The 15,488-nt window shown below is 37.5% G+C and carries 17 protein-coding genes; all 17 read left to right on the top strand.

Annotated features, from left to right (window positions below; translation table 11 throughout):
* The first annotated feature begins 2 nt into the window (after positions 1 to 2).
* The 17 genes from FYJ79_RS07505 to FYJ79_RS07425 all read left to right on the top strand — a co-directional run bounded on the left by FYJ79_RS07505 (position 3) and on the right by FYJ79_RS07425 (position 15,478).
* Positions 3 to 1,037 carry a V0D/AC39 family V-type ATPase subunit gene (locus FYJ79_RS07505; protein WP_154516273.1) on the top strand — a complete coding sequence of 345 codons (1,035 nt, stop codon included), beginning with the start codon at positions 3 to 5 and terminating at the stop codon, positions 1,035 to 1,037.
* Between the two features lie 20 nt (positions 1,038 to 1,057).
* A complete protein-coding gene (locus FYJ79_RS07500; RefSeq protein WP_154516270.1) occupies positions 1,058 to 2,959 on the top strand; it encodes a V-type ATP synthase subunit I in 1,902 nt (633 codons plus the stop codon).
* Positions 2,960 to 2,983: 24 nt separating this feature from the next.
* Positions 2,984 to 3,406 (top strand): ATP synthase subunit C, encoded by a 423-nt coding sequence (locus tag FYJ79_RS07495; protein WP_154516267.1) that lies wholly within the window; start codon positions 2,984 to 2,986, stop codon positions 3,404 to 3,406.
* A 12-nt stretch (positions 3,407 to 3,418) separates the two neighbouring features.
* Positions 3,419 to 3,727 carry a V-type ATP synthase subunit F gene (locus FYJ79_RS07490; RefSeq protein WP_033162305.1) on the top strand — a complete coding sequence of 103 codons (309 nt, stop codon included), beginning with the start codon at positions 3,419 to 3,421 and terminating at the stop codon, positions 3,725 to 3,727.
* Positions 3,728 to 3,737: 10 nt separating this feature from the next.
* Positions 3,738 to 4,331, top strand: a complete 594-nt coding sequence (locus FYJ79_RS07485; RefSeq protein WP_154516242.1) for a V-type ATP synthase subunit E — start codon at positions 3,738 to 3,740, stop codon at positions 4,329 to 4,331.
* 13 nt (positions 4,332 to 4,344) lie between these two features.
* Positions 4,345 to 6,096, top strand: coding sequence for a V-type ATP synthase subunit A (locus FYJ79_RS07480; protein WP_154516239.1), 1,752 nt, complete (start codon positions 4,345 to 4,347; stop codon positions 6,094 to 6,096).
* Between the two features lie 10 nt (positions 6,097 to 6,106).
* Complete coding sequence (locus tag FYJ79_RS07475; RefSeq protein ID WP_154516236.1) at positions 6,107 to 7,546, top strand: V-type ATP synthase subunit B; 1,440 nt, start codon at positions 6,107 to 6,109, stop codon at positions 7,544 to 7,546.
* Positions 7,546 to 8,163 (top strand): V-type ATP synthase subunit D, encoded by a 618-nt coding sequence (locus FYJ79_RS07470; protein WP_154516233.1) that lies wholly within the window; start codon positions 7,546 to 7,548, stop codon positions 8,161 to 8,163. The genes FYJ79_RS07475 and FYJ79_RS07470 overlap by 1 nt, the downstream gene beginning before the upstream one ends.
* Before the next feature lie 67 nt (positions 8,164 to 8,230).
* Positions 8,231 to 8,563 carry a hypothetical protein gene (locus FYJ79_RS07465; RefSeq protein WP_154516230.1) on the top strand — a complete coding sequence of 111 codons (333 nt, stop codon included), beginning with the start codon at positions 8,231 to 8,233 and terminating at the stop codon, positions 8,561 to 8,563.
* 330 nt (positions 8,564 to 8,893) lie between these two features.
* Positions 8,894 to 9,577: an alpha/beta fold hydrolase gene (locus tag FYJ79_RS07460; protein ID WP_154516227.1), complete on the top strand. Its 684-nt coding sequence runs from the start codon at positions 8,894 to 8,896 to the stop codon at positions 9,575 to 9,577.
* The gene (aroD, locus tag FYJ79_RS07455; protein ID WP_154516224.1) at positions 9,558 to 10,331 is read left to right on the top strand and encodes a type I 3-dehydroquinate dehydratase; all 774 of its coding nucleotides are present in this window, start codon (positions 9,558 to 9,560) and stop codon (positions 10,329 to 10,331) included. Before FYJ79_RS07460 ends, aroD begins: the two co-directional genes overlap by 20 nt.
* A 1-nt stretch (position 10,332) precedes the next feature.
* A complete protein-coding gene (locus tag FYJ79_RS07450) occupies positions 10,333 to 11,088 on the top strand; it encodes an HD domain-containing protein (RefSeq protein WP_154516320.1) in 756 nt (251 codons plus the stop codon).
* Positions 11,081 to 11,578, top strand: a complete 498-nt coding sequence (locus tag FYJ79_RS07445) for a Gx transporter family protein (protein WP_154516221.1) — start codon at positions 11,081 to 11,083, stop codon at positions 11,576 to 11,578. Before FYJ79_RS07450 ends, FYJ79_RS07445 begins: the two co-directional genes overlap by 8 nt.
* A complete protein-coding gene (locus FYJ79_RS07440; protein WP_154516218.1) occupies positions 11,568 to 12,278 on the top strand; it encodes a MurR/RpiR family transcriptional regulator in 711 nt (236 codons plus the stop codon). Before FYJ79_RS07445 ends, FYJ79_RS07440 begins: the two co-directional genes overlap by 11 nt.
* A 117-nt stretch (positions 12,279 to 12,395) precedes the next feature.
* Positions 12,396 to 12,569, top strand: a complete 174-nt coding sequence (locus FYJ79_RS07435) for a hypothetical protein (protein ID WP_154516215.1) — start codon at positions 12,396 to 12,398, stop codon at positions 12,567 to 12,569.
* A 169-nt stretch (positions 12,570 to 12,738) separates the two neighbouring features.
* Entirely contained in the window at positions 12,739 to 14,070 is a 1,332-nt protein-coding gene (locus FYJ79_RS07430; RefSeq protein ID WP_154516212.1) for a PTS sugar transporter subunit IIC, read from the top strand.
* Complete coding sequence (locus FYJ79_RS07425; RefSeq protein ID WP_154516209.1) at positions 14,063 to 15,478, top strand: 6-phospho-beta-glucosidase; 1,416 nt, start codon at positions 14,063 to 14,065, stop codon at positions 15,476 to 15,478. Before FYJ79_RS07430 ends, FYJ79_RS07425 begins: the two co-directional genes overlap by 8 nt.
* Positions 15,479 to 15,488 lie beyond the last annotated feature (10 nt).

Here is a 15,488-nt window from a genome sequence, read left to right as displayed (position 1 = left end):
GAATGACATTTGCTTCTAATGCGATTCTTGCGAAAGCAAGATCGATGTATGGAGGACATCTTACTTCATCGGATTATGAGGCTTTATTGTCTTTAAAGTCTGTTAGTGAAGTTGTGAATTATCTCAAAAACAATACTGACTATAGTAGTATTCTTGGAGATATTCGCGAAAATGATGTCCATCGTGGACAGCTTGAAGCACTCTTGAGTGAAGAGTCATTCATGCGTATTTCAAGACTGGCACGCTATGGTGTAGGTAAAGAAAGAGATTTCTATATGTTGAATATTATGGGGCGAGAAGTGAATATTCTTCTCCATGTCCTTAGATTAATCAACGCTAATCGTTTAGAAGATCTCAAAGTCATCCTACCATCCTACTTGAAAGGTTATACGACATTTGATATCAATGGGCTATTAAATGTACATAACATTGATGACCTGATGAAATTAATCGCAAAGACAGATTATGCCAAGGTCATTGCATCTTGCTTGCCTGAAAGAGGTAAGAGAATCAACGTAAACAAGATCGAACTCGAATTAAAGCGAGCATACTATGATCATTATGAAGAAACTGTAAAGTCATTGTATAAAGGGAAAACACAACAAGAATTATTAAAGATGCTTGAAACAAGTGTTGAATTAGACAATATCACAAAGATCTATCGTTTAAAGAAATACTTTAATGCATCACCTGTCGAAATTACAGAACTCTTGCTTCTTGATCATACAAGAATCTCTAAGCGCATGATGAAAGAACTCATTAATGCCAAGGATGCAGATGATATGCTTGCGAAGTTATCAACATCAGCCTATAGGATTGATGTTGGTGATCATGATTATGTCTATATTGAATACTATACACAGCGTATTGAATATAACCTTGCTAAGAAATATATGATGTTTTCAACAAGTGCACCACTTGTCTTCATGACTTATGTCATTGTACATAATATTGAAATTGAAAACCTCAAACATATTGTGGAAGGGGTAAGATATAATCAAGATGCAGATAGTATTCGAAAACTAATCATTCAATAAAAGGGAGGGAATATTGAAGCATGGCTATTGCGAAACTGAAATTACTTGAAATCGAATTCCCTGTCGAAAATGTTGATGTTATATTGGATAAGCTTGTTGATTCAACAACATTTCATCCAGAACTTGCCAGCAAGTTTGCGGATGGCGTAAGAGACATCACGGTAATGAATGTCGATAACCCTTATGGAGATATCGCACATCGTATCGAAGATGCCTGTAAGAACCATCATCTTGAACTTGATGAAGGGCATGTTGGTGAAATTGATGTTGAAAAAGAAGTACAATTTCTTAATGATTTTGTGAAGAAGTTTGATGACTTCGATGAAACAAAACGTCAACTCTTAGAAATGATGGATGAAAATGCGGCCGTTAAGAAAGAAATCAGCCACATGGTGAATTCCGGCATTAACTTCGACTATTTGTTCGATTCACACTATCTACAAATTAGAATTGGCCATATGCCAAGTTCATCACTGACAAAACTTGAATATTATGAAAATCAGGAATTCCTGTATAAGGTCTTTGAAGAAGATACTCAGGAATGTTATATCATGTATATTACAACCCGTAATAAGGCTCCTGAAATTGATAATATTTTCTCAACATTGTTCTTCAAACGTGTGCGTATTCCAGAATTCGTCCATGGCTCAGTTGAAGATGCGATTGTGAAACTGGATGAAGAAACCAATACTGCCACAGCCTATCTTGAAGATCTGAAAGCAAGAAGGGCAAACTTTATTGAAGAAAACAAAGCTCATCTTTCTGAACTCTATAGTTCAGCACGTGAACTTAACCGCATTACGGAAGCTAAGAAATATGTTGTTGTCTTTGGCAAGAGTGCTGCTATTTATGGCTTTGCGACTGTTAAAGATGCCAATGTGATTAAAGAAGAATATGAAAAGATGGACCGTGTGCGTGTTGATTTAACACCACCAATGAGTGACTATCGACTCAAACCACCAACTAAACTTGTCAACCACTGGTTTGCGAAACCATTTGGTATGTTTGTGGAGATGTATGGTGTTCCTAATTATACGGATATGGATCCGACAAACTTTGTGGCCCTGACTTACTGTATTCTTTTTGGCATCATGTTTGGTGATGTTGGCCAGGGGGCAATGTTGATACTCTTTGGCTATTTGATGAGTAAATTCAAAGGCTTCAGACTTGGTGAAGTGGGGGTAAGAATTGGGATATTCTCCATTATTATGGGTATTATCTTTGGTTCAGTCTTTGGGAATGAAACGATGATTAAACCATTCTTCGTTCCTCTTAAAGCTTCCAATACCATGACTTTGCTGGCAACAGCTGTTGCGATTGGGGCTGTCCTCATCATTATTACTATTAGCTTTAATACTTATATGAATGGTAAGAAGAAGAACTGGGGAGAATTCCTTTTCTCACAAAATGGTCTTGCCGGCCTGGTATTCTATTTGGCTGTCATTGCCTTGATTATTAATATGTTTGCTAACTTACATTTACCATTAGGTCGTCCATTTGTGGTCTTCTTCGTTGTTGTACCAATATTATTGATGTTCTTAAAGGAACCACTGACAAGAAAGCTTGGTGGTTATCCTATGTTCCCAGATGGATTTGGGGCATTCTTTACAGAAGGATTCTTTGAACTCTTTGATGTCCTTCTTACATTTATTACCAATACAGTATCTTATCTTCGTGTGGGTGGCTTCGTATTGTCCCATGCAGGCATGATGCTCGTTGTTTATACATTAGCTGGTATGGTTGGTGGCTTTGGCTACTGGATTGTTCTTGTGCTAGGCAATATCTTTGTCATGGTGCTTGAAGGTATGATCGTTGGTATTCAGGTTCTACGATTAGAATTCTATGAAATGTTCTCACGTTACTATGAAGGTGGCGGAAGACCATTTGAAAGTATGAAAGAGGCTTTAGATAAAGCCAAATAAAAAGGAAAAAGAGGAGAAAAAAACATGTTAACATTTATTTTACCTGCAATCGTTGTTATTGCATTATCATTACCATTAATCAAGGTGTTCAAAGGAGAAGCAAGTGTCAATAGTGCGAAGAAGAGACTTGGCTTACATATCTCAGGTGTTGTTGGTGCTGCTGCTTTAGTCTTATTTTTAGGTGTTGCGAATGCACCTGTATTCGCTGCTGGTTCAGCAATCACTGGTACAATCGCTCAAGGTCTTGGTTTCTTAGCTGCTGCTTTAGCAACTGGTATGTCAGCTCTTGGTGCTGGTATTGCCGTTGCTGCTGCTGCTCCTGCTGCTATTGGTGCATTCTCTGAAAATGCTGAAAACTTCGGTCGTTCATTGATCTTCGTTGCCTTAGGTGAAGGTGTTGCCATCTATGGTCTATTAATCTCTATCTTGATTATCAACCAGTTATAAGAGGGGATCAAATTGAAGTTCTATTTAATCAGTGATAACATCGATACCTTAACAGGTATGCGATTAGTTGGTATAGAAGGACAAGTTGTCCATACAAGACATGATTTCCTGAATTTGTTGAAAGAGAAAATGCAGGAAAAAGATATTGCCATCATTCTTGTGACAACCAAACTGATTGAATTGGCACCCGATGTTATCTCTGAAATCAAATTGAAACAGCCTAAACCGCTTATTACAGAAATTCCTGACCGTCATGGCGAAAGCAAGATTGGTGAAGCTATTGATGGTTATGTATCTGAAGCGATTGGTGTAAAACTATAGGAGATGTGAAATGCAGGATATAGAAAGAATCTTCGCTGACATGAAGAAAGAAATTGCTGAAGAATCTAAAGAAGAAGTCAATGAAATCTTAGCAGATGTCAAGAAGTCTGAAGATGATGCTTTAGTCACAATGCAGCAAGAAGCAAAGAAGAATGCTGATTTACGTTTAAAACAAGAACTTGAAGAAATGCATTCCGAAGCTGCCACAGAAATTTCTCAGGTGAATAGCGAAAGAATGAAAAAGCTGATTGAAAAGCGTGATGAATATGTCAATACAATCTTTACAGCTGTAGAAGATCAACTTCATGCTTTTGTAGGATCAGATGAATATGTGACTTATTTAGAAAAGAAAGCTAAGCAGGCAAGTGAAGCACAGTTTGAACAAGCTGTGATGTATGTACGCGAGGCTGATCTTAAGTTAGCTGATCAATTAGTCAAAGCTTATGGCAAACAGATTGAAGTCAAAGCATCAGAGCGTATTCAATTAGGTGGTTTGATTGTTGAAGACCAGCTTTCTGCTTTAGTTGTTAATGAAACATTGGATGAAGCTTTAAAAGCTCAGCGTGAATGGTTTAATAAAAATTCTGGACTTGTCATTAAGTAGAAGGGGGTATTAAATGAATAATCAAGATGTTATCTATTCAATTAACGGACCCGTTGTCAAGGTCAGAAATACAAAATCATTTTCAATGATGGAAATGGTTTATGTAGGTAAGAAGAAGCTGATGGGGGAAGTTATTTCTGTCAGCCGTGATGAAACAACAATCCAGGTTTATGAAGAGACAAGTATGCTTCAGCCTGGAGAACCTGTTGAAGGAACGGGTGAACCTATTTCCTTAACATTAGGTCCTGGTATCTTAAAGAATATCTATGACGGTATTGAGAGACCATTACAGGCTATTAGAGAAAGCAGTGGGGCTTTTATTCCTACTGGTAGTGCTGTTGATCCTTTGGATGTTAAGAAGTTATGGGATGTGACTTTAACAGTAAAGCCTGGTGATCATCTTGTTGGTGGGGATGTCTATGCGACTGTTCCTGAAACAGGATTGATTACCCATAAGTTAATGGTACCTCCTTATATGAAAGGTACTGTTAAATCAGTTAAAGAAAATGGTATGTATCATGTTCATGATACTGTTGTTGTTCTTGAAACTGAAGATGGTGACAAAGAATTAACACTTTGTCAGAAATGGCCAATTAAGACAAGCCGTCCTGTCAACAAGAGATTGCCTATCTCCATGCCACTTGTCACTGGTCAGCGTGTTCTTGATACCCTTTTCCCGATTGCTAAAGGTGGTGCGGCAGCCATCCCTGGTGGATTTGGTACTGGTAAGACAATGACTCAGCACCAGATTGCTAAATGGTGTGATGCCGATATCATTGTTTATATTGGTTGTGGTGAACGTGGTAATGAAATGACGCAGGTTCTTGAAGAATTCCAGGAACTGATTGACCCTAAGAGTGGTCATCCATTAGTTGACCGTACTGTGCTTATTGCCAATACATCTAATATGCCAGTTGCGGCCCGTGAAGCATCTATTTATACAGGTGTAACACTTGCTGAATATTATCGTGATATGGGCTATCATGTCGCTATCATGGCTGACTCAACTTCACGTTGGGCAGAAGCATTACGTGAAATCTCTGGTCGTCTAGAAGAAATGCCTGCTGAAGAAGGTTTCCCAGCTTACCTACCATCACGTCTAGCGCAGTTCTATGAACGTGCTGGTTATGTTGAAAACCTCAATGGTACAAATGGTTCCGTAACGATTATCGGTGCCGTTTCACCACAGGGTGGCGATTTCTCTGAACCAGTTACACAGAATACAAAACGTTTCGTACGTACATTCTGGGCTCTTGATAAAGCTCTTGCTTATGCGCGTCACTATTTTGCCATCAACTGGACTCAGAGTTATTCAGAATATATTCCTGATGTCGAAAGATGGTATGCGAAGAATGTCGATCCTGAATTCATGCGTGATCGTCAGGAATTACAAAAAATTCTTGCTGAAGAAGCAAGATTAATGGAAATTGTCCAGTTAATGGGTTCTGATGTCTTACCAGATGATCAGAAGTTGATGATTGAAATTGCGAGAGTTGTCCGTGTTGGCTATCTTCAGCAGAATGCCTTCCATAAGGATGATACCTTCGTTCCTCTTGAAAAACAGTTCAAGATGATGGAAGTTATTCTTTACCTTTATAAGAAAGCCAAGGAAGTTGTTGATGAAGGTAAGCCAATTCGTGAAGTTGTTGAAACAGGTATCTTTGATGAAGTTACTAAGATGAAATATGATGTGCCAAATGATAATTTAGCACTCTTTGATAACTACTATACAAAGATCGACAAGATCTGTGCATCAATTGAATAGGAGGAATAATATGGCTTTACAGTATATCGGATTAGATGATATTAATGGCTCATTAGTCGTATTGGATCATGTCAAAGATGCACATTACGATGAAATGGTCGAACTACAGTTAGAAAATGGCTCTACAAGATCTGGACGTATTGTTCAAGTTGAAGGGGAAAGAGTTGTTATTCAGGTATTTGAAGGTACAAATGCCCTTTCACTTAAGAATACAAGAACAAGACTTCTAGGCCATCCAATGGAATTACCAGTGTCAATGGAAATGCTTGGAAGAGTATTTTCTGGTGCCGGTAAGCCAATTGACGGCATGGGCGAAATCTATGCCGAAGAAAGCAAGGATATCAATGGTCAGCCATTGAATCCGGTTGCCCGTGTTTATCCAAGAAACTACATTAATACAGGGATCTCTTCAATTGATGCCTTAATGACATTAATTCGTGGTCAGAAATTACCAATCTTCTCAGGCTCAGGTTTACCACATAACCAGTTAGCAGTACAGATTGTCAAACAGGCACAGATTGCCGATAAGAATCAGGGATTTGCGGTTGTCTTTGCGGCTATGGGTGTCACTAACGATGTGGCTAACTATTTTAGAAAATCATTTGAAGAAGCTGGTATTATGGATCATGTTGTTATGTTCTTAAATCTCGCAAATGATCCAATTATCGAACGTATCTTAACACCACGTTGTGCCTTAACAGCAGCAGAATATCTTGCTTTTGAAAAGAATTATCATGTTCTTGTTATTTATACGGATGTGACTTCTTATTGTGAAGCTATTCGTGAATTCTCATCTTCTAAGGGTGAAATTCCTTCACGTAAAGGTTACCCAGGTTACCTTTATTCTGATTTAGCTTCACTTTATGAAAGAGCTGGTATTTCAGCTGATGCCAAGGGTTCAGTAACTCAGATTCCAATTCTGACAATGCCTAATAATGATATTACTCACCCAGTACCTGACTTAACAGGCTATATTACTGAGGGTCAGATTTCATTATCACCAGAACTCAATCAGAAAGGTATTTTCCCACCTGTTGATGTTCTTCCATCTCTTTCCCGTTTGATGAAGGATGGTATTGGTGAAGGCTATACAAGAAAAGACCATCAGGATGTTGCCAACCAGTTATTTGCGGCTTATGCCCATGTTCAGGAAGTGCGTTCACTTACTTCCGTCATTGGTGAAGATGAATTAAGTGCAACAGATAAGAAGTTCATGGAATTTGGTCGTTTATTCGAAGAATATTTCCTTAATCAGGGATTTGAAGCCAACCGTAGTATTGAAGAAACATTGGATCTAGGCTGGAATCTCCTTTCAGTATTACCAAGAAATGCCTTAGACCGTGTTGATGACAAAGTTCTTGATCAGTTCTATGATCATGATAAGGCTGTTCGTAGCTTTAATTTACAAGAAGACGGTGTCATCAAAGAACTACAGGAAGCAGTTAAATAATGGCACAAAATGTAACACCTACAAAATCCAATTTAATGGCAACCCAGAAATCTCTAGCGCTTGCCAAGATGGGTTATAATCTTCTTGATAAGAAGAGAAATGTATTGATTAAGGAAATGATGGGATTACTAGATGATGTTAAACTGATCCGTGATCAGATTACGGATAAATATAATCTTGCCTATCATGCTCTTCAGGAAGCGAATATTTCACTTGGTATTATTTCTGATATTGTTGAAGATGTACCAGTGGATTATGGTATTCATGTCAAATATCGTTCGGTTATGGGTGTGGAATTGCCTCGTATTGAATATGAGGAAAGTAAATTGAATTTAGGCTATGGATTTGAGCAGGCCAACTCTAAAGTAGACTATGCATATAAATGTTTTCGTGATGTCAAAGAATTGACAGTAAAGCTAGCAGAAATTGAAAACTCAGTTTATCGTCTCGCAAATGCCATTCGTCAGACGTCTACAAGATCCAATGCCTTAAAGAATATTTCTATTCCTCAATTTGAAAAGACCGTTAAGATGATTTCTGAATCGCTTGAAGAAAAGGAAAGAGAAAGTTTCTCAGTACAAAAAGTCATCAAATCACAGAAGGAAAGAGCACAATAGCTCTTTCTTTTTTATCTAGAGCTTTGATATTCAAATAGAACATGTTAGGGTGCTTAGGGAAGACATTATGAATATCAAAGAATATCTTTATCGCTGGATTGTCGTATTACTAGGACTTATTGGCTTAGAGGCCTTATTTCCAAGTGACTTCTATCATTTTCGCTTTTATATTTATTTATCGAATTTTGTAGTCATGTACTTTTATGGCTATCTTGTCATAAATAATAAGCCTTTATGGAACTTCGAACTTCGCATCATGACAGGTGTGACCGTTGCCATCACATTGAACTTTGTGATCGATAATCTTTTATTGTTGCCACAACAGACAACACATCAAATCTTTCAAATAAGAAATCTTGTTATGCATGAAATTGTGCCTTTAATGGTCATTCTTGACTAGATAATCTTTGATGGCAAGACATATTATCGTCATCGTGATCCATTGATCTGGGCAATTTTTCCAATGGTTTATTGTATCGCAAGTGTCTTTGCCGGACTTATGAATTGTTCCATTCCTCATGAAAAGCCTCACCATTTCCTTATTTCTTCTTGAATGTCAGTCAAAATGGTTGGATGAGTCTGATTACATATGTTGGTATCATCACTATATATTATGCGTTTTGTTAAGATGAAATAAGAATCAGCCTTAGTGCTGATTTTTTTGGTTGAGGAAAGAAGAGAGCTTGTCTATAAGCGTAAAGAAATGTACAATAAACCATAAGGTGATAGAATGGATATTTATTATGAAGACCATGGCCAAGGCTTTCCAATATTGCTTTTACATGGCAATCAAGAAAATCGAAAAATCTATAATCGATTGATTAGTGATCTTGAAGATCACTATCGTCTCATTGCGATTGATACAAGATATCATGGCAAATCGATCAAGAGTGGAGAAGTGAGCTTGCATCAATTTGCCTTAGATGTCAAAAGTGTAGCTGATGAACTTCATTTAGAAGCTTATGATGTCATTGGCTTTAGTGATGGAGCTAATATTGCTTTAACACTCGCAAGCATGGATAAACGCATGAAGAGTATGATCTTGCTTTCACCCAATAGCACACCAAAAGGAATCAAAGCGATTTATCGTATTGGGATGATTTTACAACTTATCCTTTTACCTATTTTCATGATCTATAATCAAAAGGCAAGACGCATGTTTAAGCTGACAAAGTTTATGTTGAATGAACCACATTTTGACTATGACTATCTTCATAGCTTAAAGATACCTGCGTTACTTATGTCAGGAGAAAATGACATGATTAAAGCAAGTGATATCACATTCATTGGGGAAAGTCTGCCTTATTGTGTTAGTCATGTGATGGAGAATTCTTCACATTTTCTACTTGAAGATGCTTATCAAAATGTATTAAAAGAAATCAGGGGGTTCCTATATGCAAGTCATCAAAACTAATCATCCAGTTGTTCAAGTCAAAGATGTTATTTTAGGCGAAGGCATGCCAAAAATCTGTTTACCGGTAGTGGGGAAAACAGAAGAAGAAATCCTAAAAACAGTTGAATATTATGAAAGTCTTTCTCACTGGGACATACTTGAAGTACGTTTTGATTATTATGAAGGACTTGTTTTCGGGGATTCCGTTGAACTATTAGGGAAAATAAGACATGAGACAACACGGCCAATTCTTGCAACTATTCGCACTAAGCAAGAAGGTGGGGAAGTTGATCTTGATGATGATCATTATTCATTAGCCCTAACATCCATTATTACTAGCCATGCAGCCGACCTAGTCGATATTGAAGCTAGTCATAGTCATGGTGTCGTCTTAAGTCTTTGTGATTTATGTGAGGAACATGATGTCATTTCTGTCGTTTCATCCCATAACTTCGAAGAAACACCAAGCAATGATGATATGCGTGAAATGCTTTCGACAATGCATGTCTTAGGTGGAGATATCTTAAAGCTTGCCGTGATGCCACGTGACCGTATTGATGTGATGCGTTTGATGAAAGTAACGACAGAAATGAGCCAGCGAATCAACCGTCCCCTCATCACGATGAGCATGGGTGACTTAGGTAAAATATCCCGTATTTCCGGGGAAATAACAGGATCCGTGATGACATTTGGAACAGCTGGCAAAGCGAGTGCACCAGGACAAATTGCGCTAGAAGAACTTTATCAGTTCTTAAAGGAGCTCCATTGTGATTGATATGCAGAAGGCGAGAATCGCCTTTAAAGACTATGTCGGACATTATGATGTTCATGTTGATGAAATTAGGCTCAAGATTGTTCATACTTATGAAGTTATGAAATTAACAGATTATATTTGTGAAAAGCGAAATGTCACTGGTGAGGATAAAGCTCTTGGTGAACTGATTGCCTTATTGCATGATATTGGACGTTTTGAACAATTTGTTCGCTATGGCAGTTATATCGACTATAAGACCATCGACCACGCTCAGCTAGGTAGTGATATTCTTTTTAAAGATGGGCTTATTCGCACATTTGTGGAAGATGTTCAATATGATGATATTATTCGTCATGCCATCGAACAGCACAATAAATTTAAAGTCAGTACATCCTATGATAATCGAACAATGTTTTATATTCAGTTAATACGTGATACGGATAAACTCGATAACTTCAGAGTCAAAGAGACAGAGAAAGTGGAAACATTATTACATGCTCCTCTTGATACCATTCTACAGGAAGATATTACAGATAAAGTTTATGATGACTTTATGCATCATCATCTCATCTATGGTCCTGATCGTCAGAGTCATATTGATATGTGGGTTTCCCTTGTTGCCTTTATTTATGATTTTAACTTTCCTGAAAGCAAGCAATATATCTTAGAGAATGATTATATCAATCGTTCATTCAACAGACTTACTCCTGCAAGAGAAGAAGTGCGCCGGAAATATGAAACATTAAGACAGGAAGCATTACGTTATATTCATGAGTAAAACACGAACAATGAGTTTTCTTGCCATGCTTTCAGCCATGGCGATTGTTTTCAATATGATAGAAAATATGCTTGCATTGCCATTAGGTATACGTATTGGCATGGCAAATATTATCGCTCTGATTGTCGTACATATTTATGGTGTGAAAGAAATGCTTTTTGTGAATATGTTGAGAGTGGTAGCTTCAGGATTGCTTTCTGGCATAATTCTCAGTTATCCCTGGTGGATGAGTGTTGGAGGCGTGACTTTATCAAGTCTTATGTTGATGATGCTTTATAAACATAGTTCCTTCATTTTTACAGGGGTCATGTGTGCCATCGCTCATAGTACAGGGCAAATTCTTGTCCTTTCATTCTTCTTAACATCATCAGCCTTTATGCCTTATCTAGGCATTATGATCATCATGTCCATCATTACTGGTGTCCTAACTGGTAAGGTCAGTGAAATTGCGACAAAAAGACTGAAGCGAGGTATTCATCATGCATCCTGATCTATCTAAGCTTACAAATAAAGAATTAGAAGCTTATCAATTTCTCAATACCCATCAGCAACAAGTCAGCTATATGTCCTTAAGAGATATCGCCAATCAAACACATATCTCTACAGCCACTATCCTAAGATTAATCACTAAATTAGGCTATAATAGCTTTCAGGAATATAAATTCTCTTTAAAACAAGAATCTACAGTTGATCTTTCTTATGATTTAAGTGAAATCATCAATGCTCTTAGGCATCTAGAAGATGATTATTATGAAGAGAAGCTCTATGAGATAGCAGGATTATTGAAAGAGTCGAAAGCAGTCATCTTTCATGGGATTGGTGGATCGGCATCCATAGCAGCCTATGGAGCAAGAAAACTAGCTGAAGCTGGTCTCTTTGCCTTTTCATCTAGTGATCCTTTCTTTCTCAATTCTTCCATGCTCAAACAAAGAGCTGATATCTTTCTATCAATAAGTGGCAATACAAAGGAAATTCTAGATCTCGCAACACTTGTTTCCAAGGATAAAGATAATGGACAATTCTCTATTGCCATTACGGCAAATTTATCGAGTGAAATTGCCAAGCTATGTGACTGGACAATTGCCTATCCACTCACAATCAAACGAGATCAACAATTTATCAGTACTTCCCAGCTTGTCACTGTTGCGATTATCGAAAAGCTTACATATATCATTAAAACACTATTCTAAGTCTTCAAAGATATCTTTGAAGGCTTTTTCAAATTGTCTTTCATAAATCCTTTTGATATAGTGGATTTAGGATGATTTTCAATAACAATTTATCTTGATAACAGGAGGAATTTCGTTATGTTTATTCGTGTATTCTGGCTGGTCAATACTGCTATCTGGAATGTTGTGACTGTGGCGAGAATCTATACGCAGACATTTACTTATGATGCTGTGAATATCTTCTTTGCCATACTAGGACCATTTGCCTTGATCTATCAAATAAAAGTATTTTATCAGAAGATTAAGGAATAATGCATTGTTCATTCAACATGTTACAAACTGTTACAAAAATGTCATCTTTTTAAAGAAAATGATAGCGTTTAAGGAAGGACTGATGCTCTTCCTTTTTCTTCGTATAAGAATACAATGGAATTGTCGATAAAAAGAAAACGTTTTCAAAGAAAGAAGAAGGAAATTATTTATGGAAAAGATGCAGAACTTTATGGAAAAGTATTTTGTTCCGCTTGCCGGAGCAATTAACTCACAGCGCCATGTAGCAGCTGTACGTGATGCCTTCACATTGTCATTTCCATTGACAATGGCAGGTTCAATGGTTTTATTAATCAATTATGTCTTTCTTGATCCAACAGGATTTATTGCTTCGCTCTTACATTTGGACAAACTTATTCCTAATCTAGCAAGTTATCAGAAAGTATTAGCTTCAGTTATTAATGGTACGACAAATATCCTTGCCTTGATTATAGCATTCTTAGTTGCTTATGAACTTGGTAAGAATATGAAGGGTGATGCAGTATTATGTGGTATTACTTCATTATCTGTTTATTTCATTCTCTATCCTGCTGCTAAGAACTTTGTAGGTAAAGCGGGTACAGGTCTTACAACGACATATTTTGGTGCTCAGGGTTTATTCGTTGCGATTATCTTTGGCTTGATTACTGCTGAACTCCTAACACGTTTAGGCCGTAATGACAAGTTAAGAATCAAGATGCCAGAAATGGTCCCACCTGCAGTTTCCCAGTCATTTAACTTATTAATCCCAATCATGATTGTCTTAGCTGTAATGGCTATCTTAAACTTTATTTTCTCAAAGCTTACAACTGATGGTATTCAGGTTATCATCTACTCTACAATTCAAGCTCCACTTACTTCTCTTGGCTCATCAATGGGGACAATTATTGTCTTTGTCATTGTTCAGCAGCTCTTATGGGTACTTGGTATTCATGGACCTAATACACTTTCAGCTTTACGTTCAGTCATCTGGACAGAACAGGGCAATGCGAACTTAGCTTATGTTGCTCAGCATGGATCTGCCTGGGGTGCACCTTTCCCAATTAACTGGGGTTCAATCAATGATGCTTTTGGTAATGGTGGTGGATCTGGTGCAACACTTGGTCTTATTATTGCTATCTTCATTGTTGGTAGAAAGAATAAATCACAATATGAAATTGCCAAGATGTCGTTCATGCCTGGACTATTTAATATCAATGAACCAATTATATTTGGTTTACCAATTGTTATGAACCCAATGTATGTTATTCCATTTATTCTTGCCCCACTTGTATGTGATTTAATTGGCTATTTCTTTGTCGTAACGAAGATTATTCCACCGGTTGCTTATTCCGTTGCATGGACAACACCAGAAATCTTGACACCTTTCTTAGGCTCAGGAGCCACTAATCTTATGTCATTAATTGTTGGGGTGATTTGTTTAGTTGTTTCAACACTCATCTATTTACCATTCGTTGTGGCTAGTACAAGAGCAGCTATCAAGCAGGAGCAGGAAAATGCGTAGTGACTTTCTATGGGGTGGCGCTGTTGCAGCCCATCAGGTCGAAGGGGCTTGGAATGTTGGAGGAAAGGGGCCAAATGTCTCTGACATGATGACAGCTGGTAATGTGAATACCAAGCGTATCATTACGGAAACACTTTTACCTGATGCCTATTATCCCAACCATGAAGCCATCGACTTCTATCATCACTATAAAGAGGACATTGCTTTATTTAAAGAAATGGGATTCAAATGCTTTCGCACTTCTATCTCATGGGCAAGAATCTTCCCCCATGGTGATGAAGAAGTGCCTAATGAAGAAGGTTTGAAGTTCTATGATGATTTATTTGATGAACTGCTTGCCAACAATATTCAGCCTGTCATTACCCTATCCCACTTTGAAATGCCTTATGGCATTGTCAAAGACTATGGCGGATGGCGTAGTCGCCAATTCATCACATTCTTTACACGCTTTGCGAAAGTATGCTTTGAAAGATATCATAAAAAAGTTAAGTATTGGATGACCTTCAACGAGATTAATAATCAGGCAAATTATAAATCAGAGGGTTCTGTCTTTACTAATTCAGGTATTATCTTTCAAGAAGGTGAAGACAAGGAAGAAGTAGTCTATCAGGCATCACATTATGAACTTGTTGCTTCTGCAATGGCGGTTAAGATGGCTCATGAAATTGATCCAAGCTTACAGGTTGGCTGTATGATGGCAATGACACCTATTTATCCTTATTCATGTAATCCTGATGATATGTTGAAGGCAGTTGGTGCGAATCATAAACGCTTCTGGTATCTTGACGTCCAGGTTAGAGGTTATTATCCTGGGTATATGAAGACATTCTTTAAGCGCAAAAACTTCCATCTTGATATCACTGAGGATGATATTGTGGCATTAAGAGAAGGTTGTGTTGATTATATTGGCTTTAGTTATTATATGTCTTTTGTGACTAAGGGAGATGGTGATGTCTATCTTGATTATGATGAATCACGTGATTTATGTAAGAACCCTTATTTGCAGGAGACAAAATGGGGCTGGCCAATTGATCCAAAGGGACTAAGATATACATTGAACTATTTATATGATCGTTATCAGTTACCAATGTTTATTGTGGAAAATGGCTTTGGGGCAAATGATATATTAGAAAATCATACTGTTCATGATCAAAATCGTATTGATTACTTAAGTGCACATATTCAAGAAATGAAGAAAGCTTGCGATATCGATGGTGTGGACCTTCTTGGCTATACTGTCTGGGGCTGTATTGACTGCGTCAGTTTCTCAACGGGAGAAATGAAGAAAAGATATGGCATGATTTATGTGGATAAAAATAATGATGGTAGTGGTAGCTTGAAGCGTTACAAGAAGGACTCATTCTACTGGTATCAGAAAGTCATTAAGACGAATGGTGAAGAAATTTAAATAAGGAGTT

The organism is Sharpea porci (assembly GCF_009695655.1).
GTDB lineage: Bacteria > Bacillota_I > Bacilli_A > Erysipelotrichales > Coprobacillaceae > Sharpea > Sharpea porci.
The sequence above is the reverse complement of the archived record's forward strand: the minus strand, read 5'-3'. Positions and strand labels throughout refer to the sequence as shown.

What these genes read in the sequence shown, in the direction of transcription:
- FYJ79_RS07470 (WP_154516233.1), top strand. Translation starts at nt 7,546, where the DNA reads ATGGCACAAAATGTAACACCTACAAAATCCAATTTAATGGCAACCCAG.
- FYJ79_RS07450 (WP_154516320.1), top strand. Translation starts at nt 10,333, where the DNA reads ATGCAGAAGGCGAGAATCGCCTTTAAAGACTATGTCGGACATTATGAT.
- aroD (WP_154516224.1), top strand. Translation starts at nt 9,558, where the DNA reads ATGCAAGTCATCAAAACTAATCATCCAGTTGTTCAAGTCAAAGATGTT.
- FYJ79_RS07505 (WP_154516273.1), top strand. Translation starts at nt 3, where the DNA reads ATGACATTTGCTTCTAATGCGATTCTTGCGAAAGCAAGATCGATGTAT.
- FYJ79_RS07425 (WP_154516209.1), top strand. Translation starts at nt 14,063, where the DNA reads ATGCGTAGTGACTTTCTATGGGGTGGCGCTGTTGCAGCCCATCAGGTC.
- FYJ79_RS07485 (WP_154516242.1), top strand. Translation starts at nt 3,738, where the DNA reads ATGCAGGATATAGAAAGAATCTTCGCTGACATGAAGAAAGAAATTGCT.
- FYJ79_RS07495 (WP_154516267.1), top strand. Translation starts at nt 2,984, where the DNA reads ATGTTAACATTTATTTTACCTGCAATCGTTGTTATTGCATTATCATTA.
- FYJ79_RS07480 (WP_154516239.1), top strand. Translation starts at nt 4,345, where the DNA reads ATGAATAATCAAGATGTTATCTATTCAATTAACGGACCCGTTGTCAAG.
- FYJ79_RS07445 (WP_154516221.1), top strand. Translation starts at nt 11,081, where the DNA reads ATGAGTAAAACACGAACAATGAGTTTTCTTGCCATGCTTTCAGCCATG.
- FYJ79_RS07435 (WP_154516215.1), top strand. Translation starts at nt 12,396, where the DNA reads ATGTTTATTCGTGTATTCTGGCTGGTCAATACTGCTATCTGGAATGTT.
- FYJ79_RS07460 (WP_154516227.1), top strand. Translation starts at nt 8,894, where the DNA reads ATGGATATTTATTATGAAGACCATGGCCAAGGCTTTCCAATATTGCTT.
- FYJ79_RS07475 (WP_154516236.1), top strand. Translation starts at nt 6,107, where the DNA reads ATGGCTTTACAGTATATCGGATTAGATGATATTAATGGCTCATTAGTC.
- FYJ79_RS07430 (WP_154516212.1), top strand. Translation starts at nt 12,739, where the DNA reads ATGGAAAAGATGCAGAACTTTATGGAAAAGTATTTTGTTCCGCTTGCC.
- FYJ79_RS07500 (WP_154516270.1), top strand. Translation starts at nt 1,058, where the DNA reads ATGGCTATTGCGAAACTGAAATTACTTGAAATCGAATTCCCTGTCGAA.
- FYJ79_RS07440 (WP_154516218.1), top strand. Translation starts at nt 11,568, where the DNA reads ATGCATCCTGATCTATCTAAGCTTACAAATAAAGAATTAGAAGCTTAT.
- FYJ79_RS07465 (WP_154516230.1), top strand. Translation starts at nt 8,231, where the DNA reads ATGAATATCAAAGAATATCTTTATCGCTGGATTGTCGTATTACTAGGA.